Below are 22,192 nucleotides of genomic sequence, written 5' to 3'. Positions count from 1 at the left end.
TCTGTTACCTCCTCAAAGCGCCCATCTATTTCGGGGCTTATTTCTTTTGAAAATAGGATTCTTCTTTTCTTTTTTCCTCTGCTTGTGATATTCACTGTCTTTGTTAAAAATAATATCTTCATCTTCAATCAGTTCAGGAATGAAGTATCCAGATGGGTATCGTTCAGGTCGTTCCATCACTCCACCTCCTCAACCTCAATCCCTGGGCAATCAAACACCCAGCCAAAATTAGCTTGTTCTAGTTCTTTGCGGGTGTGTTTATCAGAGGTATCATCGGTTTTGCAACCAAACCACCAACTTCCTGCTCTTACGCCTCTCTTCAAATAACATTCTTTTTCATAAAGGCCTAACATCTTCACCAGATACCGCTTTTCTTGCTCAATCTCGTAACCATCAAGCCAAGCTCGAGCGAAAGTTTCCATATTTTTTTCTTCGTAAAACCATTTTAAAAGTTCGGCGCATTCTTCGTCATCCACATACTTCATTACATCTTGTATATCCCAATCCCAGCATTTTGCGTCTTTTATATAGTCAGCTACAAACTCAGGAATTTTGACTTTTTCACGTTCCGTCATGCTTTCGATCCTTCCTTGCTCGTATCCCTCACGCCATTTAGCATGACTGAAATCCTGTTCAAATTCACTCATGATAGCTTTTAACCAAACCTCTCTATCATGCAATGGCAATTCTCGAATTCGTGCCAGTATGTTCTTGAGATATTGTGGAGATTGTTCTGCATAGCCTTTTTCTGGTTCGTCTAACTGGTCTACAAGCCCTAAAACTGTACTTGACGGAATGCCGTAAACCTCATTGCCAAAAATTTTCAATCCCTTTACTTCGCTGTCTTTTAGCAATTGTTTTAATTCCTGTTTATTCATCTTCCAACCCCTTGATTATCTTCTTGATTTCATTGATTTTCTTCACAAGCATTTCTTTGCGATAAGAAGCGTTTCTGTACCCGTGAACTTTCATATAAAACCTATCTTCTTCCCTATCGGCAAGCCTGTTTTGATAGACTTCCAAAGAGTGCCGATAATGTTTTAAAAGTTCCTCTTTAGTCATTCCAATTCCTCTATTTCCACCTCAATGCGAGGGTTCAGGCTGTAAAACTTACCAACATTATGTAACGCTATCTGACCGTCGTCTTTATATGCAATATCTGTCATACTGTCATATAAAGCTTTTTCGTAATTATCAAGGTCAGGTTTCTTTCCTACTGGTATAGTTTCATCTAGCAAATCCTGTCTGTTCTTTTTGACTTTTTTTATATATTCAGGTGGAGCAATCAAAAAGCGTATATCTGCTTTTAACGGCCCTTTTAGTTGTTCTTTTCTTCCCCAAGCCACTTTTACAAGATAGCTACACAATTTCCGCCACGTTTTCATTTCCTTTGTGTCGTAAGCTTTCCCAAATTTTGTAAATCTCGGTCTGCTCTGCGGTTTCGGCTCAATGTTTAGTGTTAATTTCATCCCAACCTCCTAAAACAGACTTACTTGAAAATTAGCAAGCATTATCTCTTTTGCCTTATTATAAAAATCTTTTTTGATTTCAAATCCATAGGCAGAGCGCCCCATCTCAATCGCTGCCCGCAGAGTTGAGCCGCTTCCAGCAACAGGGTCAATTACTACATCTTCTGGATCAGTAAAGATTTCAATCAATCGTTTTAAGACCGGTATAGGCTTTTGCGTGGGGTGGATAACGGGGTAAGAGTTGTCTTTTTCCCAAGGTGCATGATTGAGTATCATAGCCCCACCATTGTTAAATTTAGGGAGTTTGTCACGATATAATACCGTTGCTTCTTCAACCGCACCAACAATTTTCATGTTTGCTTTTAATACCTGTGGGCTAGATTTCTTTGTGAAGTAAAGCGGATAAGCGTTATTGAAACCATGCTTACGTCCACATTCAATCACTAGCTCTCTTTGCTGCCAAGCATGAAAAACAATCATAGCTGGCGCTTTCCCTTTTTCTTTTGGTTCTTTTTTTAGTAGACGGCTACAAAAATCAAAGAAATTGTTGATTTTGAAGTCATTATCTGTATCAAAAAAAGATTTACCTGCAAGTTTACTTTCGCCGTTTGTGTTGTCCCCGTCTTTATACCATCTAGGGTCAGAGGCATAAGCGTTGTTTCCCAAATTGTAAGGTATATCAGCAATAATTAACTGCGCTCTTGGAATGTTATATCGCTTCGCATTTTCAAAATGGTCGTTAAATAATTCATATTTCATAATCTAATCAAAATCCACCAGCCAGTGGATATGTTGTGAGCAAATGGCATGGCTGGTGAAATCTTCCTCCTCCATTAAAACGGCAAATCATCATCTGAAATATCCATAGGATTTCCGTTTGAGTTATTATTTCGGCTAAAGTCTGGTACTTCATCCGAACTTGTTTGAGCTTTATCTTGACTTTGATTGCGACTTTCCAAAAGTTGGAAATTATCTACAATTACTTCTGTCACATATACACGTTGTCCTTGCTGATTTTCGTAACTTCGTGTCTGTATGTGTCCAGTTATACCAATCAAAACTCCTTTTTTAGCCCAGTTCGCTAAATTTTCAGCTTGCTGTCGCCAAATGACGCAGTTGATGAAATCCGCTTCTCGCTCTCCATTCGCATTTTTAAAGTTGCGATTTACAGCAAGAGTGAATGTTGCGATCGCTTGATTTTGCGGTGTATATCTCAGTTCCGCATCTTTTGTCATACGACCTACTAAAACTACATTGTTAAGCATTAATTATTGTCCTTTCAATTTTTGAATTAAAGCATCCGCTTGTTGAATTTGCGACTGCTTGATTTGTTTGTAGTCTGCAACTTCTAAATGTTGCAAGAACCAAGCGGCAACAGCACCGTCTTTAGACCCTTTTGTTTCTGCAATCTGAACAACCTCTCGTCTATACGCTTCTGCTTTTTCTTTTGTAATTTTCAAGTCATCCGCTTGTGCTTTTTGTCTACTCGGTTGCTTCTTCGATTGTGTAGCCTCGTTCCCGTCGTCGTCTTGGTCGCTTGTGATGCCAAAAATTGCTGACAAGGCATATCGCTTAGCGTATGTGATGGCTGATCCGATTGATTGAGGGTCGTTTTTTACCGGCTTCATCTTTATAGGGTCGTACTCTATCCATTCGCCGGAACTATGCATTACAAGCGTTCCTACTGTCACATTTCCTACTTCATCGCTTGACGGAAATTGTGTAAATGACAATCCATTTTTGCTTGCTGACTCAGTGATTGCTTCTACTACGTTTTCAAGTGGTACATATTTGCTTTTAAAAAACGGATTGTTTGCATCTTTCAAAGGCTGTTTCATTTCTTGTTGAGTTTTAGCAAAAGCCTTGCTAAACTCGATTAACGTTTCTGATTTTTTCATTTTTCCTACCTGATATTCAAATTCTTCTTTTCGACCAGTTCAGCACCGAGTATTTCTTTACCGCTTGCCAGAAGTTGCTTTAAACCAGTTTTATCTGCTTTGTATTCGATTTTTTTGTATCGGTCGGGCAATAACACCATATCGACCTCAACGCTCTTAGAACGCCTAAATGACACCTTAAACAACGCTGTATCCACTTTGTCATGTCCGGTCAGCTCCATACTTGCAGCCAAGTCAGATTTCATTCGCTCGATCTTGTTCTTGTCAGAGTCATTCAATTTCTTCAAACGGTCTTGTTCATTTTTTCGTGCCGCAACGTCCGCTTCTAAGTTTTTTATAACCTTGATATAATTTTCAACTTTGTTTTCGTAATCTTCGTTCCAGTCGATACTATCAAGAGTATCTAACTTTGTTTCGTCATCTAAATCCATGTTATAGATTTCTAAAAACTGCCCTGTCAATTCATACAATGTACTCATATCGTTACTCCTTAAATCTTTATTGTCATTCTACTTTTGTAGTTATTGCTTATATTTTCGCCTCTAAGCCATTTTATTGTTTCGGTGGAACAATTATACTCTCGATAGTTTAAAATCGATTGTGCGCCATTTTGTGGCTTCTCAGGCACATTCCTGTTATATGTTGTCTCCGATATAGAGCCATTGACCGCCTGAGAAGATAAAACATTCTTCTTTCGGCTCTGGTTGTTCCGGCTCTGTCGTCAGCCAACGGTCATAGTCAAATGGTTCAATCATTCCAAGACCTCGCTATACTTCGTCCAAAGTCGCCAAAGCTCTTTGACAAATTTCACTGCGTCATGTCGCTTGTACCATTTCATGCGTTTCCGCTCGTTAGGTGTGACATGATATAGCAACGCTGTTTCAAGTTCTGGTATTGTCATAGGCCTACCTCTCTTAGCAATGCACATAGCATTAAATCCTTAATTTTCATTTCTGATGCTACTGGATCACTCGCTAGTAGCTTTTCTTTCATGATGTCTGACAGCGGGTAGAACATCCGCTCGAAGTCATCAATCATTTGTGATACTCTGTATCCTGTTCTTTCGTTGTTCAAAATGGTAATGTTCTCCTATCTTCAGAATCTTGCGGATATTTAAAACTCAATTCCTTTGAACCTTTTGCTACCCGGCTAACTAAGCTTGCATCAAATATCTTCTTCATCTCTGAGCCTGATAGATTGCTTGTGATAATTGTTTTATCTCTCGCATCTAGCAAGGTATACAAGAAGTCCTTCTTCCACTGCGCTTGGTCGCCTTTTCCGAAGTCATCCAAAATAAGATAGTCAACTCTTTTCAAGAGTTCCAACCAGTCGTCTGCACTTCGTACATCTCTACGACCAAAACCACTCTGGATTTTCTGAAACATAGCTGGAACGTTCATAAACAATACGCTTTTAGGTGTGTTAATAGCCTTAAAGTCTGCGTTTATCTTTCTTGCTATTGCTATCGCAATATGCGTTTTCCCTCGTCCAGCATCTCCGACAATGACTGTATTGCCTTTGCCGCCCTTGAAATAGTGTTTTGCTATTCTCAGGGCGAAGTTTTTAGCTAGGTTATCAGCCTCGGTTGATACTGTGAATGTTTTGAAACTGGCATCTTTCAAGCCGTTAGGGATTAAGCTGTTTTTATCCAGTACATCAAATGTATTTCTGAGGATTGACGAAGTGTACGCTTCTCCTATTTCAGCTTCTTGCTTACGTTCTACCTTCTCTCTGACACATTGCGGACAGAAGGTTGGTTGGTATGGTTCTGTTCTATTTGTCGCCCGCACAGGCTTCTCAAACGTCCACATATAGCAAGAGTGCTTAGGGCATATCTCGTCTTCATTTACATAGTGCAGTGGTTCAAATCCAATTTTTTCAATCATGCAAACCTCCTAAAATGGCAACTCGTCTTGATAAGGTTTAAAGACCGCTGGATTATCCGCTGATGGATTAGATTTTCTGATTTCAAATTCTTCAAAATCTTTCTTGATCGCTTCTAGCGAAGTTAACTTCTTTTCTCTCCATGATTTCAAAATCTTATTTAGATAGTTAAAGTTATTAGCTCCTGCATCTTCTGTCAGCTCAATTGCATATTGGATCATTTCGATTGTCATATTGTCTAAGCCAACATAATCTAGTAACATTTGAGCTTGTCTGTCGTTAAGTTTGATATTGCTTTCTTTGATAATCTGAGAAAAAGATTTTTTTTCATTTTCTCCTCCTGTATAGTTAAGGTTGTTAACCTTATCTAACTCTAATCTATCCTTATCTATCTCTAACTCTAATCTATCCTTATCTAACCTAACCTGTGTATCCACTTTGTATACATTTTGTATACATTGGTCTAAAGGCTTGATATTAGCGATTTTTGACTTATTAAATTCAAGCTGTTCTTTTTCTTCTTTATGAATTGTTGATTGGAATCTGTCCGCCTGAATGTAATTGTGAATTCTCCAATGTCGGATAACAACCACTCCACTTTCAAACGGGATAATAAATCCTTTAGCAATCAAGATTTTTACGTCATCATCACTAGCTCCAATCGTTCGTTGGATTGTTTTCACCTTATCGATAAATCCTTCATCGTCTGCTCCCATGTTTAAGTGGAAGTATAAAGCTTGGCTTGACAGAGGCATATCAATAAAATTGTCTGTTTCTGTTATTTTCTTACTAAACATTCGTCTTTGCGCCATCAATTCTCCTTTCTTTATTTTTTATCCTTATCCCTCCAAATTATCGCAGTACCAATCACAGCAATAGCTCCAATGACAGGCAGTATGACATTTCCTGCATCTCCTGTCCTTGGTAATTCGTTCGTATAAGTCTCTAATTTGCCCTCTACTGCGTTTTTTGGTTCTTCCTTGGCACTTGGAGCAGGCGGCTCTTTTTCAAGTGTTTTAGGCGGTAATTCCGGCTTAGGTTCGTCCGGAATTACTAGCTCTGGCAGCTCCAAGATTGGCGCAGGTGGTAACAGCGGAACATCGTTCAAATCAAGTTCTGGCTTATCCAAAATAGGAGCAGGTGGCATAAGCGGAATGTCATTGATGTTCAGCTCTGGTTTATCAACCTGTGGCGCTTCGTTTGGAATTTCCCAGATTGGCTTAGGACGGTTCTTGCCGTCTGCAGTACCGCTTCCAGACACCCACTTGTAATCAACTTTATGCTCAATCCAATAGTCATTAGCAGTAACTTTGATAGTGTTGACTGGCACAGTCGCTTGTGTAGCGTATCGTACGCTGTACTCAAAGACCAGTACATTGTTGAGGAACCCGACATAATAGTCAAAGCCATTCTCACGCATGCTAAGCATATCCATATTGCCCGGCCAAGCATAAGTCCACGGATTGGCAGAGTGCAGATAGCTGATTTTCATACTGCCCGGAACATAGCGCCCCTCATTATCCCAAGTATCTGAAACGTTGACACGGTTCATTGTTGCCTTGCGATAGTTGACCCTCGCTACCCAGTGAACGACGTTAGGGTCTTCTTTGTCCTGCGTGCCCCATTTGTAAAGTTCCTCATTAGGGTTAGTGTCGCCCTTGCTGCCACTTTCCATTTCAACGATTGTGCCACTGAAATTCAGCTCCATTTTGCCTTCTTCTCGCACGACTTCTCTGTTGATTTTAGTCTGCAAGTTAAGCGAGATTGACTTATTCAAAGGGTGTTCTTTGAAATAGTCATTGAATACTGTAGTCACATTGTTTTCTTTTGCGTTTGCAGTTGCTTGACCGACTTCTGCACCCTCGTTGTTAGTGACCGGAAATTCGTAGTTCGTTTCCAGTTCCAACTCTTGCGGCAGCGGCATTGTGAGCGTGTCACCTTGGTTGATTTCGACATCGTCCGGAATGTCTGTTTTAACAGTCACATCTACCTTGTCGTAGAAGCTATCGCCTTGCTTCTGCACTTCTACTGTCGGCTCTGTGACAGTGATTTCTGTGCCATCCTTGCTGACTTCACTTGCCAGTACATGATTTGAGATAAGTAGCCCGCTAACTGCTGCGAATGCGATTGCTGATAGTTTAATTGTGTTTTTCATTTTCTTTCTCCCTTTGTTTATTTTGATAGGTCTTCTTCTTTCACAAACACACCATCAACCATCTTGCCTTTACGATCTTTGATTTCATTCCATGCTAGTTCAAGGCAGGCTTCAAGCGTTGTGCTGTATTTTTCACTAACTAAGTATAAGCAATCATTGATGTCGTATATGTTCGTCTTACTTGTTCCGGTGCCGATATTTCCCGTTAGATCGCCGATGAAGATAGCAATCCATTGCAATATATTTGTGACATCGTTAGGAAAACATAAATTTTGTTTATGATTACCATCAAACTCAATCCCTCTTTGCTGACAGTAGATGATTTCGACGACTAGCATGTCACCGATGCTGTCCTTGACTTGCTCAACATTCCCTTTGAGGTGTCCTTGGACAAGTTCCCCAAACTCTTCATAGAGTTTCAATAGCTGCTTACGACTGTCAGCCTTATCCAATCCGCGGTCTTTCGACCACTGCTGCACGTTTTCGATTAATTCTTTCAGTTCCATCTTTCCCTCCTAATAATCAAAGATTAATCATGATGATGTAGTCTGTGTTTACGAGATAGCTTTTCCCTTCTTCAACGACTTCTATCAAATCTTTATCGCCTAAAAGCTTTTTCGTGCTATCGTCAACCTTTCTTACTTCGCAATTGTTAAATTCAATTGATTCGTCCATTGTCACAATTCTTTTAAATATCAAGACAAATCCTCCTTTTGTTCATCAGATACCTCTGATATCTTTATCTCGAACTTGTGGCTGTCAATAGCAAATACACCGTTACTTCTCAACAAATTTTCATCTTTAATAATTGATTTTGCTGTCTGCAAAACGAGCTGTCCAATTTGCAGAGCAAAAGCAAGTTCTTCTAATTCTTTTTCTTCCATCACTTTCTCCTTTTTGTCTTCTTTAAATTCCATATTTCACGTTTAAGGTGCTTATTTTCTTTGCTGAGTGCCAAGATTTTATCTTGTTGCTCATTGATAACCTCTCCAAGCTCGCTACCTAAATGCACATAGTCGGCACGCAAGCGATCGATTTCTTCCAAAAGTCCTAACATAATATCTTTTCCTAGCTAGAAAACGCTGGCGTGATAGCTTTTCTAGCCATTGCCAGAGCTTCCATTTCCGCTTTCCGTTGTTCTTCGTGATACAAGCGCATATCTTCTTCATACTGAGCCACTAGCTCAGCTTCTAAGCGTGCCAAGCGCTCTTTCTTAGCACGTTTGCGAGCGTCCATGCGGTTTCCGTACCAGCCTGCGACGAATGCGATAGTAGCTACTAATGCAACTCCTAAAAGTTGACTTCCTAATGTTGGCTCCATGTGTTACTCCTCTAGTTAAACAGCGATACTTGTTGATTTGCATTGAAAATTTCATCTTTCAGCTCTGGGCTAATAGACCATCGACGAATGAAAGATACTGCGTCATGAAAGTTTTTGGCTGGAATTTCACGACGACGAACTCCAAAGTGTTTACGGATCGCATGGTTGATGTCTGAGTATGCCTTTCCTCGGATATGGTTATCACGATAGGCAGGGGCTTTCTTCCCTTGCAGGAAACCAACGATTTTCTTGTTGACTTCTTCTGTCAGCATGTTTTCTTGTACTGCGTTCACTCGCATAGTGTCTTCTAAGTTCGTAATGCGATGCTCATGATTTTCAATGCTATCTAGCATTTTCCGCATTACGCCGATTTCTGATAGCGACTGTTCGTTGCTTGCGCTTTTTCCAATGATTTCGTTTGTCATATGATTTCTCCTTCTAATACTTCTGTTTCTTTCAGCATGCTTCTCATGTCCTCGGCAAGTCTGCTGATTGCTTTTTGCAACTGTTCAAATTCGTTTCTGACTTTGCTGTCAGAATGTAGTATCCTTTGTTCGTCCACATAGACCAGACCGCCCATGTTTACGACCATTTCATTTCCCTTGCGGATAAATGACAGTAGGCTCTTATAGCTGCCGATTTTCGCTTGTGCTTCGTTTAGCTGTCCTTGTGACTGCTTGATAGCTTCCGTCAGCTCGTCATACTTAGCCGACTTTTCATTGACTGCCTTGCGCTCCTCGACAAGCTTGTTATATTGCTCCTCGATAAACTCTGCTCGGCTGTTCAAGTCCTCGTATTCTCGTTTGAGTTGGCTATTTTTTTCAAGCAGCGTAGCATTGAGCGACTTAGTAGCGTCGTAGTCTGCCGGCTTCACTTCGATTTCTTTGACAACTTCCTTTTCAATCGTCTTGGTTTCAAGACCTTTCAAGGCTTGTTCTGCCAAGCGCTCGTTCTGCTCTCGCAAGCTGTCGTTGGCGCTTCGTGCAAGGTTGAGCTGGCGCTTGACTTCTTGCAGTTCTCTGACTGTTGGATTGTCGCCTTGCTCAATCCGTTCAATCTGTTCTTGCTTGTTTTCCTCTGGCAAGGTTGCGATAAGATGTAATGCTGTTGTTCCTAAATGTCGTAACGTTTCGACATTTGGCAATTCTTTAGCTATTTTCATTGACTTATAAGCAAAGTCCTTGTCAAGACCAAGTCTTTCGTGCCAATCTCTAAACTCGCCATGCACTAAGTCATGCTCCTTAACATGATTAAGCCGTCTGCCGATTTCCCAAATTGATTGACCAGCAAGTTGCTTGTGGTGATTGATTTCAAGCTCAATCTGCGCTAAATTGTCGGATAATGCTATTTCTTGCATTTACTTTTCCTTTCTAAATTTTGTATAATAGAGATAATAAAACGATTGGAGAAAAGCCATGATATTTCAAGCGCAAATTAACTCTTCTGTTTCTAGACCTGTAACCATTGAAGATATCTGTCCGAATTGTAAAAAACCCACCAATCCTCATCTTGTGAACTCTTCTTATTTTTCTCTTGGAGAAGATAAAACAAGCTTAGTATTAACATTTAGATGCTTAGGTTGTAAGCACTTCTGGACAGAGGAGTTTATAGCCGCAAGATATTCACTCGATTCCTACAACTATGAATACGAAATCGAACATATCAAAGTAATTCCTAACCTTCCAAGCGATATACCTATATCTGACGATGTAGAGATAGTTTCTCCAATTGGTAAGCAAATCTACGTTCAAGCACTGAAAGCTGAACATGAACAACTAGACCACATTGCAGGTATCGGATATCGAAAGGCGCTTGAGTTTTTTGTTAAAGATTTCTCTATTGTTACAAATCCTGATGATGAAGATAAAATTATTAAAATGTCATTAAAACAAGTTATTGAAAAATATATCAAGGATGAAGATCTTAAAACATTCGCTCTTGCATCTGCTTATATCGGTAATGACGAAGGTCATTACTATAGAAATAACCCTGATAAAGATTTCACAGACCTAAAGAAATACCTGCACGGAGCTATTCGCTACATCGAAATGAAACTCAATTTTCTTGATGCTCAAGAGCTTGTAAATCGTTCAAAGAAATCTTAGAGTCAATTTCATCCAACTTCTCAGCGATATATGTCACAGTCCTCAATATCTCGTTGAGGGCTGTTCTTTCTAGTTCGTTCATTTACTTTTCCTTTCTCCTGTGATATAATCTAAGTAGATATTTTTGATTTGCTGCCGACATTTTTGTCGGTAGCTTTTTCTATTTTGCTAGCGACCTGCAGAAGCGTTGTGCATCTTCTAGGTCGTAGAGATACTTACCTCCTTTTGTGTGCTGCATGCTTCTAAATCTTCCTTGGTCTCGCCATTTTTCAAGATACGTTCGACCCCAACCTGTGGCGTCTTGTAACTCCTTGATGTTGACCCATTTTGTTTGTTTAGAAAGTTGCCTTTTCGCTTCGACTATCGCTTGCTTGTTCAGCTCGACTAGTTCAGCGAAAAGCTCTGATTTAAAATCTTCACCGAAAAGCTCTAGCGCCATAATCTCCCCTACCTTTCTACTCGATTCCATAATCTTCAATCACTTGAAGAATGAAACTGTTAGCCCGCGGTCCTTTTGTTGTTCCACTTAGAATATTTGTGACTTCCTGTCGCTTAAATCCGTAAGCAACCGCTAGAGTTGTTTTTTTGATTCCTTTCTCTTTTAAGAAAGTATTAACCCTTTCTCGACCATTTGCGATATCTGGCATATATTTCTCCTTTCTATTTCTTCTCTCCTTTTTGCTATAATATAAGCAGAAAGGAGGTGAGTACATGGACACTAATCAAATTTTGATAACTTTTTTAACCTCATGCGTTCCTGCGTTTCTTGTTTATCTCGCAAATAAACATCAAACCGATTCCAAAATAAAAGAATTAAAGGCACAATCTGAAAGTGAATTACAAAGACTTGAAAAAGAGCATGAATTGAAACTGGATGCCTTAAAACAAAGCCAGCAAGTAGATATCACTTCAAAATTTTTCACAGGTGAACTTGATATCAATAAACTTACTCAAACAGTTAACGGAATCACAGAACTTCAAAAGGCTGTAGATAAGCTATCAAAATAATTTGATGAAAGCGGAGAACTTACTCTGCTTTTTTTGAAATTTTCAAAATCACTGAAAGACCACTAACAAGTCCAGCTAAGTATCCTCGTCCGTAATCTGTCATTAAGAATTTTAAAAGCTCGGTTTTTTCTTCTTCGCTCATATCCTTTTCTTCTCCTCTCTACTTATCTGTAAACAAGAAACAACTAAATTTTTAACTGTTTTTTATGTTATCACTTGACACATTACACCAAATGGGATAAAATGAAAGCATGATAAAAACAACAATAAATTCATAAATACCGTTCGCCAAAACACTTTTATAATTTATTTTTTTAGTTGTTTTTTTAGTTGTTTATTACTTACAAAAACTATTTTACACTATTTGGGATAATCAGTCAAGGAAATTACACCAAATTTGTTAAATATTTTTTGTTGTGTCTTAGAAAGGTTGTTAAATCAATGTTTGAGACATTTGAAAAAATAAAAGAATTGGCAAAAAAACGTGGAAAATCCCTTGGCCAAGTAGAAGAAGATTTGGGTTATGGAAGAAATACACTTTATAAGATAAAGAATTCCACACCTAATGCGGAACGCATTACAGAGATTGCAAGCTACTTCCATGTCAGCACCGACTACTTACTAGGTCGGACAGATAACCCAGCTATCGCAGGAGAAAAAGCTCCAGAGAATGAAATAGAACTTGACGACTTGGACGGACGCATTATGCTGTTTGACGGCAAGCCGCTGTCCGATGATGACAAGCGAGCTATTAAGGGCATTATAGAGGGCTACCTCAATAGCAAGAAATAGTTTAGGTGAGGGAGATTATGGATAAAGAAAAAGAACTGTTGGAGCAGTATAAGGTATCACTATATACTTTTGAGCCCGACCAATGGGCTGGGCGTGGTTTCTATGACGCAGAGACACGGACTATTTTCTTGAACAGCTCCTTATCGCCTGCAGAACGCCACAGAGTATTGCTACACGAATTAGGACACTTAGAGCATATCGGCTCTATATACCGTCACTCTGCTATGCGCTGCGAAAATGAAGCTAATCGTTTCATGATCCGCTATCTGGTCCAGGAAGAGCTGGCCAGCTATGATGACCCAGCAGCATTTAACTGGTCTAATTTTGCTAAAAAATACAATTTAAAAACCACTGCAGACGAAATCATGATACAAGATGAATATCTGAAATTCGCTAGTGGCCTTTAAAACAAAAAAATCCCCACATTCTCGGCCAGCAAGCTTGAATGTAGGGAAATCCTGTATAAGAAACAACCATTCAAAAGGTCGTTTTCTTGTACTCATTTTATCAAATAATGAGGTCAAAATCAATGGAAATCAAATCTTACAAGAAGAAAAATGGTGATACGGCTTATATGATCCGTGTTTACATGGGAAAAGCAAAAGGCACTAGCCGATATGTGACCCGCAGAGGTTTTCAGACTAAAGCGAAAGCTAGAGCTGCCATTCTAAACTTACAAGAGGAATTAGAAAAGACCGAGGAAAGCAAGACAGAAAAGACGGTTTATGAAGTATGCGAAGAATGGCTAAAAGAATACTATGATACTGTACAGGAAAGCACATATATTAAGACCTACAGAAATATCAAGAACCATATTTACCCAGAATTAGGCAACCAAAAAATAATCGACATAAGCCCTATACAAATGCAAGAGCAAGTCAACGCTTGGTCGAAAAAGCTTGTCTACGGCCGCAAGCTAAAAGGCTTGATGAACAATATCTTTAAGTATGCTGTGCGGCATGGCTACACAAGTAGCAATCCTATAGATAGCGTAGTGACTACAGTAAAGAAGCGCCATGATAGCACTAGCGAATTTTATGACAAGAAAGAGCTGAAAGCATTTCTAAAACTGGTAGATAAGACAGAGGATATTAGGAAGATTACTCTGTTCCGTCTGTTAGCATTCACAGGGGCACGAAAAGGCGAGATTTTAGCCCTTAAATGGGAGGACTGGATAGATAACACTCTGGACATAAACAAAGCCATTACAAGAGGTTTTGCGGGCGAAGAAATAGGCTCTACTAAGACCGCTAGCAGTAAACGTTTGATAAGTCTTGATCCAAAAACTCAAAAACTGCTATCTGAGTACAAGAAAAGTTCGACTGACTCAGATTACATTTTTGGAAATGAATTGAATAAACCCATTCCTAGCACGCTGCCTAGAAAATGGCTGCTAGATATTGTCAAAGATAGCAAAGTAAAGCCAATTAAGATACACGGTTTCAGGCACACGCACGCTAGTCTATGCTTTGAAGCAGGCATGACCTTGAAGCAAGTTCAGCATAGGCTCGGCCACTCGGATTTAAAAACGACCATGAATATCTATACTCACATTACCAAACAAGCAAAAGATGATATCGGGGAAAGATTTGCGAATTATATAGACTTTTAGGAGGGATACCTCCTTTTTGTAACTCCTTTTGTAACTCCTTTTTTTAAAAAAGTTTAGAAAATAATAAAAAAGATAAAATAAAAACCGTTGACAATTCAACGGTTTAAGAAGTTTTAAGAAGTTTTAAGAAATAATAATGGAGCCGGTGGGAGTCGAACCCACGTCCAAACACCTGCCAACATATTTGTCTACAACCATAGGTTATGTATTATTTTAATAGTCCCTCGACACATAACTCAAGCCTAGGAACTGCGAGTCTATTAATCTCTTATCAAACCACTAGACAAGGCTTGATCGTATCTCGCTAATCATAAGACCTGTCATTGAACACGAGCAATCCAAATCAGGTCACGCCTGCTGGTTTTTAGGCAGCTAGAGCGTAAGAAGTGTTATTTTTTGCAGTTATATTTAACTGAGCGTTTACGTCGCCACACGGGTTGCAAAATATGCCTCATAATGCCTGTCGAATCCGTAACGACCCCAGGATGTTAGAACTATTATAACCTATCTTCAAAAAAAATGCAAAATCAAGCCGTTTCTTTAGAAAAGGCACCCTTTTAAGGCTTCTGATAAGGCTTGATAACCGGCTACACTTAGATGGAGGCCATCCGTTGTATAGGCTGATTGAAGTTGTCCTTCTGAATCTGTCAAACTATCATAAATTGGTAGAAAATCTACTTGCATATAGGCGGAGGCTAGAGCCTCATAGGCTTGATTCCATTCTCTGATCTTTTCATTGGTACGAATATATACTGTCTGCTTGTATTCTTCTCCTTCATTGACTGGCAGAATAGAAACAAGCTTTATTTGTGACAGCGGATAATCTCGGTTGAGCGATTGAATCACACCTTCAAGATTATCCAGGGCTTCATTCATGGGAATATCTTTTCCAATATCATTTGTTCCTATTAGGAGAACAATTTGATCGACAGCATCACCATAAAGATGGGCATCCAAATTCTCTAATAACAATCTCGTCTGATAGCCTCGTATGCCACGATTAACAATCGTCTTGGCAACCCCAAACAACTCTTGAAGAGGGTAATACTCCACTATCGAATCACCAATAAAGATGATATCTGGCTCTAGAACAGATACTTGATTCAATTCACGATACTTGGTTTGAATTTTTTTCTGCTCCTTTAAGAGCCAATTCTCTAATAACTGTACTGCCACCCTATCCCTCTTTCTCTAACCAATTCTCTAGAACTTGATACACACCCGCCTGGCTGTTGGCTGGTGCCAGGGCAGTCGCAACTGCCTTGACCTCATCAGCCGCATTTTCCATCGCATAGGCAATTCCAGCCAGCTCTAACATTTCGATATCGTTTTCGCTATCACCAAAAGCCATGATTTGTTCTGATGTCAAATCCCAGCGCTTGAGTAATTCTTCCAATCCCCAAGCCTTGTGAACCCCAGCCTGCAGGATATCGATACAGCCATAACCGCTAGAAACAGCTCTTACACGACCATCAAATAAATCATTAATTTCCTGCAAAACTGAACTAGAACGTTCTTCACCAACAACCATGCTCATCTTTAACACTCCACCGAAGAGGTCTGAGTTTAGCTCATCCACAAAATTGGTCCTTTGGTAAAGTTTTTCAATCATCTCTGGAGTCATAAATTTTTCCAGGTCTGTAAAAACCGTTCCTTCCTTGACAAAACTCCCATTCATACTGGTAACGACGAACTGATCTCGACACTCTCTCCCTTTAAAATGAAGGAGAGCCTTGTCAACCGTAGCATCATCCCAAATCTGCGCTTGAATCAGTTTATTGTTTTCAAAAATACGCGCCCCATTGGCAACTACCAGAACTACTCTACTCGCCAAGTGCTCCAGTAATTGCCTCATACGGTGAACTTCATTCCCTGTCGCAATGACAAAACGGATATCCCTTTGATCCAGCTGATCTAAAAGCTTTTCCAAGCGGGGCAAATCCAGCTGCCCCCTCGGGTCTAGCAAGGTTCCATCCATGTCTGTTGCAATCAATTTAATCGTCATCTCGTCTCCTTTAGGGCGAGTACCTACCACTTCAACCCTACATGTTCATTCATTTCTTTATAGGCCGTGTCAATTCGTTCCTTGGTCGCCTCGTCCAACTTGTCACGGTGACTGCCCCCCTCGATGAAGTCCTCTAGGATATAGGTCTGATAGAGGAAGAGCGGATAGCCTTCTGGAGAGTAAGTTCCTTTGGGTGTTCGATTGACCCAAGTCGGATGCGCTTTGGCAGTTTCAATCCTAGTCTTGCCATCTTTTTTCTTAATGGTCACATCCATGAGAACACCGCGCTCCGTCCACTTGGCATTTTCCTCATCTTGCATGGTTTCAATGCGCTGGTTTGAGAGGAAATTTCCCATGGAATAGATAATCAGTTTTTTGTCACCATCTTTTTCAACTGTTTCGGCAGGTTCAACGACGTGAGGATGCCCTCCAAAGATAATATCAGCTCCCCAGTCAATCATCTTATGGTACAGTGTTTTCTGTTCTTCCGTTGGTTCTAGCTGGTACTCAATTCCCATCTGAGGCATGATGACAGTAATATCCGCTTCCTTCTCTGCACGCTCGATTTCTGCCTTCATCTTATCTTCATTCAAATCAGAAAGATAGCGATTATAGTCCTCTTGAGAGATATACTGCTCAATGCCATTAAAACCGTAGGAATAGGCCAGGAGAGCTACCTTGATACCATTGACTTCCTTGATGACTATAGGAGCTTGGTCTCGGGATTCATGTGTGTAGACTCCGATGGGTGTCATTCCAGCCTTTTCAATAGCTTGAGCCGTTGAAACCACTCCCTCTATCTGTGAATCTAGGATGTGATTGTGAGCCAGGTCAAGAACTTGATAGCCTGCATCCTTGATCGCATCCATTACCTCACCAGGTGCATTAAAAAGAGGATAACCTGCCAAATAGTGGTCCTTGTTCACAGTTCCTTCAAAGTCACCAATCACTAAATCCGCTTGCTTGAGCCAGGGTTTTACATACTCAAAATTTTCATGGAAATCATAGGTCCCATCTTCTTTAAGAGCTGTTCGGTAGATAGGGATATGATAAAGAAGGTCACCATTTGCCATGATACGTGCCGTTGTTTCACCAGACTGATCTTCCTTGGATTGACCAGATGTACTAGCTGAATCAAGAGTTTGGCTACCAGGGCTTGTTCCCTTACTACCTTGTACTGCTCGAACTAATAAGTTCCCCCCCATGGATAAGGCAACTGCAAGCAATAACACAATAATAAACTGGGCATTGGTCCAGGATTTATAATTCCGAAAGAAATCCACACTAGTTCTCCACACCCCATAAAGAGAGCCCTGAGACCGTCTATCTTGTCGCTTTTCCATCTTTATTCCCCCTTGTTTTTTGGTGCAAGTCTTTTCTTTTATTATACCACAGACAAAAGAGGAATACCGTTTATTATATTATTTTTTAGGAACTTCTGCGACTTTCTTTCTCGCCTATTTTGTGTTATCATGTAGAGGTAATGAAAGGAGAGAAAATGTCTGCAATAGAACGTATTACAAAAGCTGCTCACTTAATTGATATGAACGATATTATCCGCGAGGGGAATCCAACTCTTCGCGCAGTTGCTGAGGAGGTCACTTTCCCACTGTCTGACCAGGAAATCATCCTTGGTGAAAAGATGATGCAATTCCTCAAACATTCCCAAGATCCTGTTATGGCTGAAAAGATGGGACTCCGCGGTGGGGTTGGACTTGCTGCTCCCCAACTCGATATCTCAAAACGCATTATCGCTGTTTTAGTGCCAAATATTGTGGAAGAAGGTGAAACTCCACAGGAAGCCTACGACTTGCAAGCTATTATGTACAATCCAAAAATTGTCTCTCACTCTGTTCAGGACGCTGCTCTTGGCGAAGGAGAAGGTTGCCTGTCTGTTGACCGAAACGTACCTGGCTATGTAGTCCGCCATGCTCGCGTTACTGTTGACTACTTTGACAAAGATGGAGAAAAACACCGTATCAAGCTCAAAGGATACAACTCCATCGTTGTCCAACATGAAATTGATCACCTAAACGGAATCATGTTTTACGATCGTATCAATGAAAAAGATCCATTTGCTGTCAAAGATGGACTCCTCATCCTTGAATAAAGAAAATCCCGTTGCAAGACGGGGTTTTGTGTTATAATAGAGGCATGAAAACAAATGATATTGTCTATGGCGTCCACGCCGTTACAGAAGCCCTCCTTGCAAACACTGGAAACAAACTTTACCTCCAAGAAGATCTTCGAGGTAAGAATATTGAGAAGGTCAAGGAACTGGCTACAGAAAAAAAGGTGTCCATTTCTTGGACTTCAAAAAAATCCCTCTCTGAGATGACAGAAGGCGCTGTCCACCAAGGTTTTGTTCTACGAGTGTCCGAATTTGCCTATAGCGAGCTGGATCACATCCTTGCAAAAACACGTCAAGAAGAAAATCCTTTGCTATTGATTCTGGACGGTCTAACTGATCCCCATAATCTAGGTTCTATCTTGCGAACAGCTGATGCGACCAATGTTTCAGGTGTCATCATTCCCAAGCACCGTGCTGTCGGAGTGACTCCTGTCGTTGCCAAAACGGCCACAGGTGCTATTGAGCATGTACCGATTGCGCGAGTGACCAACCTCAGTCAAACCCTAGACAAACTCAAGGATGAAGGCTTCTGGACCTTTGGAACGGATATGAACGGTACCCCTTGCCACAAGTGGAATACAAAAGGGAAAATCGTCCTCATCATAGGAAATGAAGGAAAAGGCATCTCGAGCAACATCAAAAAACAGGTCGATGAAATGATAACCATTCCCATGAATGGGCATGTTCAAAGCCTCAATGCCAGTGTTGCTGCAGCCATTCTCATGTACGAAGTTTTCCGAAACCGACTATAAAAAAAGTTTCCAATCACTTGATTGGAAACTTTTTTATGATTATACTCAATGAAAATCAAAGAGCAAACTAGGAAGCTAGCTGTAGACAGCTCAAAGCACTGCTTTGAGGTTGTAGATAAGACTGACGAAGTCAGCCCAAAACACTGTTTTGAGGTTGTGGATAGAACTGACGAAGTCAGTACCCATACCTACGGCAAGGCGAAGCTGACGTGGTTTGAAGAGATTTTCGAAGTGTATTAACTATGTTCTGTAATAAATTTGTAAGCTTCTTGACCAGCGATGGCTCCATCTCCAACTGCTGTTGTCACTTGGCGAAGGTCTTTCTGGCGAACATCCCCAACCGCAAAGATCCCGTCAAAAGCCGTCTTCATGTGATTGTCTGTTAAGATCCAGCCTGCCTGGTCTTGGATATTCAATTCTTTAACAAAATCGCTAACAGGATCCAAACCAACATAGATAAAGACACCACCGAAGGCTTGTTCTGTCACTTGACCCGTTTTTACATTTTCAAATACGACAGATTCTACTCGGTTTTCACCTTTGATTTCCTTGACAACAGAATCCCAGATAAAGTTGACTTTCTCATTTGCAAAGGCACGGTCTTGCAAAACCTTTTGGGCACGAAGTTCATCTCGACGGTGAACAATAGTGACGGACTTGGCAAAGCGAGTCAAGAAGAGAGCTTCTTCTACCGCTGAATCTCCACCACCAACTACGAGCAAGTCTTGATCACGGAAGAAAGCTCCATCACAGACCGCACAGTAAGAAACACCTCGACTGTTCAGTTCTTCTTCTCCGGGAACTCCCAAAAGACGGTGTTTAGAACCAGTTGCTACAATGACAGTACGGGTTTCGTAAACTTGATCATCAGTGATTACCTTCTTATAGTCACCCTGGTCTTCAATATTTTCAACATAGCCATAAAGATGCTCCACTCCAAGGTTTTCAAGTGGTTCAAACATCTTTTCAGCCAATTCAGGTCCACTGATATTGGCATAACCTGGATAGTTTTCAATATCAGATGTGTTATTCATTTGCCCGCCTGGCAGACCACCTTCAATCAAAGCCACTTTCAGATTGCTGCGAGCAGCATATAAGGCAGCGGTCATTCCCGCAGGTCCAGCACCGATAATAATCGTATCATACATTTCGATTCCTTCTTTCTTGTTGTAACTATCTTTATTCTAACTCATTCTTGCTAGTCACGCAAGGATTATGCCTTGAAAACCAAGAGCAAACTCATGACGGCAAAGGATAATACCGGAACGACCAAAACTCCAATCATAATAATATCATAGAGATGAGCTTGGCGAGCCTTGGCTGTCTTGTCCACACCAGACATGGCTCTCAATCCGATCCAAATCCCCAGAAAAATCACGACAAGGACGGTCGTTAAGATCAAACTCTCGAAATACAAAGAAAATAAATGCAGTAGCATGATCTCTCTCGTTTCTATCTTTTTTAAAGAGTAAACTCAGCTAGTCCAACTAACTGAGTTTTCCTTTTTCTATTATATCAAATATAAGTCCGTTTGTAACTAGCAAAGAATTCTTTTGTCCGTTCTTCTTTCGGATGATTGATGATTTCATCCGGTGTGCCAGACTCGATGATTTTCCCTTTATCTAGGAATAAAACCTTGTCTGCCACTTGGGCTACAAAAGACATATCGTGACTGACCAAAATCATGGTCTGACCTAACTTGGCTGCATCTGCAATAGACTTTTCTACTTCACCGACCAATTCTGGGTCCAGTGCCGACGTTGGTTCGTCCAAGAGCAAGACATCTGGTTTCATAGCAAGCGCACGCGCGAGGGCAACCCGTTGCTTCTGTCCACCTGATAAGTGGCGAGGGTAATGGTTTTCACGGTCAGAAAGTCCAACCTTAGCCAACTCTTCCTTGGCGATTTTTGTTGCTTCCTCGTCCGATAATTTTTTAACGACAACCAAACCTTCCCTGACATTGTCAAGAGCTGTTCGGCGTTCAAACAAATTAAACTGTTGGAAAACCATAGACAACTTGCGACGAAGGGTTAGGATCTCTTCTTGGCTAATCTTAGAAAAATCAACTTTAAAATTGTCAATCTGAATCGTTCCACTATCTGGAGTTTCAAGATAGTTTAAACTTCGAAGAAAGGTTGATTTCCCAGCTCCAGATGAACCAATCAAAGCCACTACCTCGCCTTTTTGGATATCCAAGTTCAGATGATTCAAGACTGTCTGTCCTGAAAAGGATTTGCTTAAATTCGAAATCTTAATCATTAACGAAGGTCTCCTTTCACATCTGTAGATACTGCATCCGGCGCTGAGATAGCCATTCTTCTCTCAATGAAACGGCCGAGGCTTTCAATTCCGATATTGACTACCCAATAAACAAGGGCAACGGAGATGAAACGTTCAAAATAGCGATAATCAGCTCCACCTAAAATCTGAGCTTGAGCAAAGACTTCCACAACACCCGCACTAAAGGCTAGAGAAGTTCCCTTGGTCAAGCCGATAAGGGAGTTGATCAAAGTCGGCGTCGCTACCACCGCCGCATTTGGAATAATCACACGACGGTATACTTGCGCACGAGTCATACCCAAACTGCGTGCCGCCTCAATTTCACCTGGGTTAACAGAAAGGATGGCTGCACGAATCGTTTCACTTGCATAAGCCGCCTCATTAAAAGCAAAGGCCACAATCGCAAAAAGTGCCGCTGGAATCGCATTGATATTAAAACCAGTGCCCCATTGCTGGTTGATAGCTTTCAATAACAAAGGAATTCCGTAGTAGGTCAACATAAGTTGGACTAGGATTGGGGTACCTTTTAAGAAGCTGACGAAAAAGGCCTGCAAGGGATATAAAATCTTAACACGATTGATCTTAACAATGGCAAAAATCAGGGCAAGTAGCAAACCAAAGAGTGCACCCCCAAGCGTCAACATCAAGGTTGTAGGCAGTTGTTGGACAATCCTTGGAATTCCATCAAAGACCGAACGCAAACTAAAGAGCTTACCATCCGGAATGAGTTGCATCAAACTTTGGTACCAATCTGATGCTAAAAATGTTATAACAGTCATAA

Annotated in this window: 36 protein-coding genes and 1 other RNA gene; 7 read left to right on the top strand and 30 right to left on the bottom strand. The window is 40.7% G+C overall.

The window, feature by feature from the left end:
- Positions 1-12 precede the first annotated feature (12 nt).
- From B7723_RS10555 to B7723_RS09625, 19 genes are all read right to left on the bottom strand, one after another.
- On the bottom strand, positions 13-177 hold the full coding sequence (locus B7723_RS10555) for a hypothetical protein (RefSeq protein ID WP_193432021.1): 165 nt from the start codon (positions 175-177) through the stop codon (positions 13-15).
- Positions 177-878: a DUF1642 domain-containing protein gene (locus tag B7723_RS09695; protein ID WP_084849372.1), complete on the bottom strand. Its 702-nt coding sequence runs from the start codon at positions 876-878 to the stop codon at positions 177-179. The genes B7723_RS10555 and B7723_RS09695 overlap by 1 nt, the downstream gene beginning before the upstream one ends.
- Positions 871-1,062, bottom strand: coding sequence for a hypothetical protein (locus B7723_RS09690; protein WP_084849373.1), 192 nt, complete (start codon positions 1,060-1,062; stop codon positions 871-873). The genes B7723_RS09695 and B7723_RS09690 overlap by 8 nt, the downstream gene beginning before the upstream one ends.
- Positions 1,059-1,469: a RusA family crossover junction endodeoxyribonuclease gene (locus B7723_RS09685; RefSeq protein ID WP_084849374.1), complete on the bottom strand. Its 411-nt coding sequence runs from the start codon at positions 1,467-1,469 to the stop codon at positions 1,059-1,061. The genes B7723_RS09690 and B7723_RS09685 overlap by 4 nt, the downstream gene beginning before the upstream one ends.
- A gap of 9 nt (positions 1,470-1,478) precedes the next feature.
- A complete protein-coding gene (locus B7723_RS09680) occupies positions 1,479-2,228 on the bottom strand; it encodes a DNA-methyltransferase (protein ID WP_084849375.1) in 750 nt (249 codons plus the stop codon).
- A gap of 74 nt (positions 2,229-2,302) precedes the next feature.
- Positions 2,303-2,734, bottom strand: a complete 432-nt coding sequence (gene ssb, locus B7723_RS09675; RefSeq protein ID WP_084849376.1) for a single-stranded DNA-binding protein — start codon at positions 2,732-2,734, stop codon at positions 2,303-2,305.
- 3 nt (positions 2,735-2,737) lie between these two features.
- Positions 2,738-3,367 carry an ERF family protein gene (locus B7723_RS09670; protein ID WP_084849377.1) on the bottom strand — a complete coding sequence of 210 codons (630 nt, stop codon included), beginning with the start codon at positions 3,365-3,367 and terminating at the stop codon, positions 2,738-2,740.
- A gap of 5 nt (positions 3,368-3,372) precedes the next feature.
- Positions 3,373-3,846, bottom strand: coding sequence for a siphovirus Gp157 family protein (locus tag B7723_RS09665; protein ID WP_084849378.1), 474 nt, complete (start codon positions 3,844-3,846; stop codon positions 3,373-3,375).
- A gap of 272 nt (positions 3,847-4,118) precedes the next feature.
- Entirely contained in the window at positions 4,119-4,268 is a 150-nt protein-coding gene (locus tag B7723_RS10485) for a hypothetical protein (protein WP_158084818.1), read from the bottom strand.
- Between the two features lie 169 nt (positions 4,269-4,437).
- A complete protein-coding gene (locus B7723_RS09660) occupies positions 4,438-5,253 on the bottom strand; it encodes an ATP-binding protein (RefSeq protein WP_204881655.1) in 816 nt (271 codons plus the stop codon).
- A 9-nt stretch (positions 5,254-5,262) separates the two neighbouring features.
- Positions 5,263-6,063, bottom strand: a complete 801-nt coding sequence (locus B7723_RS09655) for a DnaD domain-containing protein (RefSeq protein WP_084849379.1) — start codon at positions 6,061-6,063, stop codon at positions 5,263-5,265.
- 14 nt (positions 6,064-6,077) lie between these two features.
- Positions 6,078-7,406 (bottom strand): Ig-like domain-containing protein, encoded by a 1,329-nt coding sequence (locus B7723_RS09650; RefSeq protein ID WP_084849535.1) that lies wholly within the window; start codon positions 7,404-7,406, stop codon positions 6,078-6,080.
- A gap of 17 nt (positions 7,407-7,423) precedes the next feature.
- Positions 7,424-7,912: a MazG-like family protein gene (locus tag B7723_RS09645; RefSeq protein WP_084849380.1), complete on the bottom strand. Its 489-nt coding sequence runs from the start codon at positions 7,910-7,912 to the stop codon at positions 7,424-7,426.
- Between the two features lie 16 nt (positions 7,913-7,928).
- Positions 7,929-8,081, bottom strand: coding sequence for a hypothetical protein (locus tag B7723_RS10480; RefSeq protein ID WP_158084819.1), 153 nt, complete (start codon positions 8,079-8,081; stop codon positions 7,929-7,931).
- A gap of 20 nt (positions 8,082-8,101) precedes the next feature.
- Complete coding sequence (locus B7723_RS09640; RefSeq protein ID WP_084849381.1) at positions 8,102-8,290, bottom strand: hypothetical protein; 189 nt, start codon at positions 8,288-8,290, stop codon at positions 8,102-8,104.
- Positions 8,290-8,463 carry a hypothetical protein gene (locus B7723_RS10475; RefSeq protein WP_158084820.1) on the bottom strand — a complete coding sequence of 58 codons (174 nt, stop codon included), beginning with the start codon at positions 8,461-8,463 and terminating at the stop codon, positions 8,290-8,292. Before B7723_RS10475 ends, B7723_RS09640 begins: the two co-directional genes overlap by 1 nt.
- A gap of 11 nt (positions 8,464-8,474) precedes the next feature.
- Positions 8,475-8,726: a hypothetical protein gene (locus tag B7723_RS09635; RefSeq protein WP_084849382.1), complete on the bottom strand. Its 252-nt coding sequence runs from the start codon at positions 8,724-8,726 to the stop codon at positions 8,475-8,477.
- An 11-nt stretch (positions 8,727-8,737) separates the two neighbouring features.
- The gene (locus B7723_RS09630) at positions 8,738-9,151 is read right to left on the bottom strand and encodes an ORF6C domain-containing protein (RefSeq protein WP_084849383.1); all 414 of its coding nucleotides are present in this window, start codon (positions 9,149-9,151) and stop codon (positions 8,738-8,740) included.
- Positions 9,148-10,083: a DUF3102 domain-containing protein gene (locus B7723_RS09625; RefSeq protein WP_084849384.1), complete on the bottom strand. Its 936-nt coding sequence runs from the start codon at positions 10,081-10,083 to the stop codon at positions 9,148-9,150. The genes B7723_RS09630 and B7723_RS09625 overlap by 4 nt, the downstream gene beginning before the upstream one ends.
- 58 nt (positions 10,084-10,141) lie before the next feature.
- Between B7723_RS09625 and B7723_RS09620 the strand changes: the two genes are divergently transcribed.
- Positions 10,142-10,831, top strand: coding sequence for a DUF4145 domain-containing protein (locus B7723_RS09620; RefSeq protein ID WP_084849385.1), 690 nt, complete (start codon positions 10,142-10,144; stop codon positions 10,829-10,831).
- 160 nt (positions 10,832-10,991) lie between these two features.
- Here B7723_RS09620 and B7723_RS09615 read toward each other — a convergent pair whose 3' ends face one another.
- Together B7723_RS09615 and B7723_RS09610 are read right to left on the bottom strand one after the other, a co-directional pair.
- Positions 10,992-11,300, bottom strand: coding sequence for a hypothetical protein (locus B7723_RS09615; RefSeq protein WP_239831237.1), 309 nt, complete (start codon positions 11,298-11,300; stop codon positions 10,992-10,994).
- Positions 11,287-11,478: a DNA-binding protein gene (locus B7723_RS09610; RefSeq protein ID WP_084849387.1), complete on the bottom strand. Its 192-nt coding sequence runs from the start codon at positions 11,476-11,478 to the stop codon at positions 11,287-11,289. Before B7723_RS09610 ends, B7723_RS09615 begins: the two co-directional genes overlap by 14 nt.
- A gap of 64 nt (positions 11,479-11,542) precedes the next feature.
- Between B7723_RS09610 and B7723_RS09605 the strand changes: the two genes are divergently transcribed.
- Positions 11,543-11,839 (top strand): hypothetical protein, encoded by a 297-nt coding sequence (locus B7723_RS09605; RefSeq protein WP_084849388.1) that lies wholly within the window; start codon positions 11,543-11,545, stop codon positions 11,837-11,839.
- Between the two features lie 19 nt (positions 11,840-11,858).
- On the opposite strand, the gene B7723_RS10735 is transcribed toward B7723_RS09605, so the two are convergent.
- The gene (locus B7723_RS10735) at positions 11,859-11,981 is read right to left on the bottom strand and encodes a hypothetical protein (protein WP_275655702.1); all 123 of its coding nucleotides are present in this window, start codon (positions 11,979-11,981) and stop codon (positions 11,859-11,861) included.
- Between the two features lie 299 nt (positions 11,982-12,280).
- On the opposite strand from B7723_RS10735, the gene B7723_RS09600 reads away from it, so the two are divergent.
- The 3 genes from B7723_RS09600 (at position 12,281) to B7723_RS09590 (ending at position 14,243) form a co-directional block, all read left to right on the top strand.
- Positions 12,281-12,631 (top strand): helix-turn-helix domain-containing protein, encoded by a 351-nt coding sequence (locus B7723_RS09600; protein WP_084849389.1) that lies wholly within the window; start codon positions 12,281-12,283, stop codon positions 12,629-12,631.
- A gap of 5 nt (positions 12,632-12,636) precedes the next feature.
- Positions 12,637-13,038, top strand: a complete 402-nt coding sequence (locus B7723_RS09595; RefSeq protein WP_142357993.1) for an ImmA/IrrE family metallo-endopeptidase — start codon at positions 12,637-12,639, stop codon at positions 13,036-13,038.
- 122 nt (positions 13,039-13,160) lie between these two features.
- Entirely contained in the window at positions 13,161-14,243 is a 1,083-nt protein-coding gene (locus tag B7723_RS09590; RefSeq protein WP_084849391.1) for a tyrosine-type recombinase/integrase, read from the top strand.
- A gap of 134 nt (positions 14,244-14,377) precedes the next feature.
- Here the strand turns inward: B7723_RS09590 and ssrA are convergent.
- From ssrA to B7723_RS09570, 4 genes are all read right to left on the bottom strand, one after another.
- Positions 14,378-14,725: a transfer-messenger RNA gene (ssrA, locus tag B7723_RS09585) on the bottom strand.
- Between the two features lie 58 nt (positions 14,726-14,783).
- The gene (locus B7723_RS09580) at positions 14,784-15,419 is read right to left on the bottom strand and encodes an SGNH/GDSL hydrolase family protein (RefSeq protein WP_084849392.1); all 636 of its coding nucleotides are present in this window, start codon (positions 15,417-15,419) and stop codon (positions 14,784-14,786) included.
- A 1-nt stretch (position 15,420) separates the two neighbouring features.
- Complete coding sequence (locus tag B7723_RS09575; RefSeq protein WP_084849393.1) at positions 15,421-16,248, bottom strand: Cof-type HAD-IIB family hydrolase; 828 nt, start codon at positions 16,246-16,248, stop codon at positions 15,421-15,423.
- Between the two features lie 23 nt (positions 16,249-16,271).
- Complete coding sequence (locus tag B7723_RS09570) at positions 16,272-17,591, bottom strand: CapA family protein (protein ID WP_083306903.1); 1,320 nt, start codon at positions 17,589-17,591, stop codon at positions 16,272-16,274.
- A 155-nt stretch (positions 17,592-17,746) separates the two neighbouring features.
- Here B7723_RS09570 and def point away from each other — a divergent pair, with 155 nt between their 5' ends.
- Both def and rlmB read left to right on the top strand, forming a co-directional pair.
- Positions 17,747-18,358, top strand: coding sequence for a peptide deformylase (gene def / locus B7723_RS09565; RefSeq protein WP_042767740.1), 612 nt, complete (start codon positions 17,747-17,749; stop codon positions 18,356-18,358).
- Positions 18,359-18,402: 44 nt separating this feature from the next.
- Positions 18,403-19,131 (top strand): 23S rRNA (guanosine(2251)-2'-O)-methyltransferase RlmB, encoded by a 729-nt coding sequence (rlmB, locus tag B7723_RS09560; RefSeq protein ID WP_084849394.1) that lies wholly within the window; start codon positions 18,403-18,405, stop codon positions 19,129-19,131.
- Positions 19,132-19,367: 236 nt separating this feature from the next.
- Here rlmB and trxB read toward each other — a convergent pair whose 3' ends face one another.
- From trxB to B7723_RS09535, 4 genes are all read right to left on the bottom strand, one after another.
- A complete protein-coding gene (gene trxB / locus B7723_RS09550; RefSeq protein ID WP_084849396.1) occupies positions 19,368-20,279 on the bottom strand; it encodes a thioredoxin-disulfide reductase in 912 nt (303 codons plus the stop codon).
- Between the two features lie 65 nt (positions 20,280-20,344).
- A complete protein-coding gene (locus B7723_RS09545) occupies positions 20,345-20,569 on the bottom strand; it encodes a DUF4059 family protein (RefSeq protein WP_084849397.1) in 225 nt (74 codons plus the stop codon).
- A gap of 77 nt (positions 20,570-20,646) precedes the next feature.
- The gene (locus tag B7723_RS09540; RefSeq protein ID WP_084849398.1) at positions 20,647-21,390 is read right to left on the bottom strand and encodes an amino acid ABC transporter ATP-binding protein; all 744 of its coding nucleotides are present in this window, start codon (positions 21,388-21,390) and stop codon (positions 20,647-20,649) included.
- Positions 21,390-22,190 (bottom strand): amino acid ABC transporter permease, encoded by an 801-nt coding sequence (locus tag B7723_RS09535; RefSeq protein WP_084849399.1) that lies wholly within the window; start codon positions 22,188-22,190, stop codon positions 21,390-21,392. Before B7723_RS09535 ends, B7723_RS09540 begins: the two co-directional genes overlap by 1 nt.
- Between the last annotated feature and the right edge of the window lie 2 nt (positions 22,191-22,192).

The organism is Streptococcus oralis subsp. oralis (assembly GCF_002096435.1).
In the GTDB taxonomy this organism is placed as follows: domain Bacteria; phylum Bacillota; class Bacilli; order Lactobacillales; family Streptococcaceae; genus Streptococcus; species Streptococcus oralis_AA.
This window is presented reverse-complemented; position numbering and strand designations above follow the sequence as displayed.

Coding starts and splice junctions, on each gene's coding strand:
- B7723_RS09620 (WP_084849385.1), top strand. CDS start 10,142: ATGATATTTCAAGCGCAAATTAACTCTTCTGTTTCTAGACCTGTAACC.
- B7723_RS10480 (WP_158084819.1), bottom strand. CDS start 8,081: ATGGACGAATCAATTGAATTTAACAATTGCGAAGTAAGAAAGGTTGAC.
- B7723_RS09685 (WP_084849374.1), bottom strand. CDS start 1,469: ATGAAATTAACACTAAACATTGAGCCGAAACCGCAGAGCAGACCGAGA.
- def (WP_042767740.1), top strand. CDS start 17,747: ATGTCTGCAATAGAACGTATTACAAAAGCTGCTCACTTAATTGATATG.
- rlmB (WP_084849394.1), top strand. CDS start 18,403: ATGAAAACAAATGATATTGTCTATGGCGTCCACGCCGTTACAGAAGCC.
- B7723_RS09535 (WP_084849399.1), bottom strand. CDS start 22,190: ATGACTGTTATAACATTTTTAGCATCAGATTGGTACCAAAGTTTGATG.
- B7723_RS10475 (WP_158084820.1), bottom strand. CDS start 8,463: ATGTTAGGACTTTTGGAAGAAATCGATCGCTTGCGTGCCGACTATGTG.
- B7723_RS09600 (WP_084849389.1), top strand. CDS start 12,281: ATGTTTGAGACATTTGAAAAAATAAAAGAATTGGCAAAAAAACGTGGA.
- B7723_RS09635 (WP_084849382.1), bottom strand. CDS start 8,726: ATGGAGCCAACATTAGGAAGTCAACTTTTAGGAGTTGCATTAGTAGCT.
- B7723_RS09665 (WP_084849378.1), bottom strand. CDS start 3,846: ATGAGTACATTGTATGAATTGACAGGGCAGTTTTTAGAAATCTATAAC.
- B7723_RS09690 (WP_084849373.1), bottom strand. CDS start 1,062: ATGACTAAAGAGGAACTTTTAAAACATTATCGGCACTCTTTGGAAGTC.
- B7723_RS09645 (WP_084849380.1), bottom strand. CDS start 7,912: ATGGAACTGAAAGAATTAATCGAAAACGTGCAGCAGTGGTCGAAAGAC.
- B7723_RS09605 (WP_084849388.1), top strand. CDS start 11,543: ATGGACACTAATCAAATTTTGATAACTTTTTTAACCTCATGCGTTCCT.
- B7723_RS09660 (WP_204881655.1), bottom strand. CDS start 5,253: ATGATTGAAAAAATTGGATTTGAACCACTGCACTATGTAAATGAAGAC.
- B7723_RS09670 (WP_084849377.1), bottom strand. CDS start 3,367: ATGAAAAAATCAGAAACGTTAATCGAGTTTAGCAAGGCTTTTGCTAAA.
- B7723_RS09625 (WP_084849384.1), bottom strand. CDS start 10,083: ATGCAAGAAATAGCATTATCCGACAATTTAGCGCAGATTGAGCTTGAA.
- B7723_RS09615 (WP_239831237.1), bottom strand. CDS start 11,300: ATGGAATCGAGTAGAAAGGTAGGGGAGATTATGGCGCTAGAGCTTTTC.
- B7723_RS09610 (WP_084849387.1), bottom strand. CDS start 11,478: ATGCCAGATATCGCAAATGGTCGAGAAAGGGTTAATACTTTCTTAAAA.
- B7723_RS09640 (WP_084849381.1), bottom strand. CDS start 8,290: ATGGAAGAAAAAGAATTAGAAGAACTTGCTTTTGCTCTGCAAATTGGA.
- B7723_RS09655 (WP_084849379.1), bottom strand. CDS start 6,063: ATGGCGCAAAGACGAATGTTTAGTAAGAAAATAACAGAAACAGACAAT.
- B7723_RS10485 (WP_158084818.1), bottom strand. CDS start 4,268: ATGACAATACCAGAACTTGAAACAGCGTTGCTATATCATGTCACACCT.
- B7723_RS09630 (WP_084849383.1), bottom strand. CDS start 9,151: ATGACAAACGAAATCATTGGAAAAAGCGCAAGCAACGAACAGTCGCTA.
- B7723_RS10555 (WP_193432021.1), bottom strand. CDS start 177: ATGGAACGACCTGAACGATACCCATCTGGATACTTCATTCCTGAACTG.
- B7723_RS09545 (WP_084849397.1), bottom strand. CDS start 20,569: ATGCTACTGCATTTATTTTCTTTGTATTTCGAGAGTTTGATCTTAACG.
- B7723_RS09680 (WP_084849375.1), bottom strand. CDS start 2,228: ATGAAATATGAATTATTTAACGACCATTTTGAAAATGCGAAGCGATAT.
- B7723_RS09650 (WP_084849535.1), bottom strand. CDS start 7,406: ATGAAAAACACAATTAAACTATCAGCAATCGCATTCGCAGCAGTTAGC.
- B7723_RS09540 (WP_084849398.1), bottom strand. CDS start 21,390: ATGATTAAGATTTCGAATTTAAGCAAATCCTTTTCAGGACAGACAGTC.
- B7723_RS09575 (WP_084849393.1), bottom strand. CDS start 16,248: ATGACGATTAAATTGATTGCAACAGACATGGATGGAACCTTGCTAGAC.
- trxB (WP_084849396.1), bottom strand. CDS start 20,279: ATGTATGATACGATTATTATCGGTGCTGGACCTGCGGGAATGACCGCT.
- ssb (WP_084849376.1), bottom strand. CDS start 2,734: ATGCTTAACAATGTAGTTTTAGTAGGTCGTATGACAAAAGATGCGGAA.
- B7723_RS09590 (WP_084849391.1), top strand. CDS start 13,161: ATGGAAATCAAATCTTACAAGAAGAAAAATGGTGATACGGCTTATATG.
- B7723_RS09570 (WP_083306903.1), bottom strand. CDS start 17,591: ATGGAAAAGCGACAAGATAGACGGTCTCAGGGCTCTCTTTATGGGGTG.
- B7723_RS09695 (WP_084849372.1), bottom strand. CDS start 878: ATGAATAAACAGGAATTAAAACAATTGCTAAAAGACAGCGAAGTAAAG.
- B7723_RS10735 (WP_275655702.1), bottom strand. CDS start 11,981: ATGAGCGAAGAAGAAAAAACCGAGCTTTTAAAATTCTTAATGACAGAT.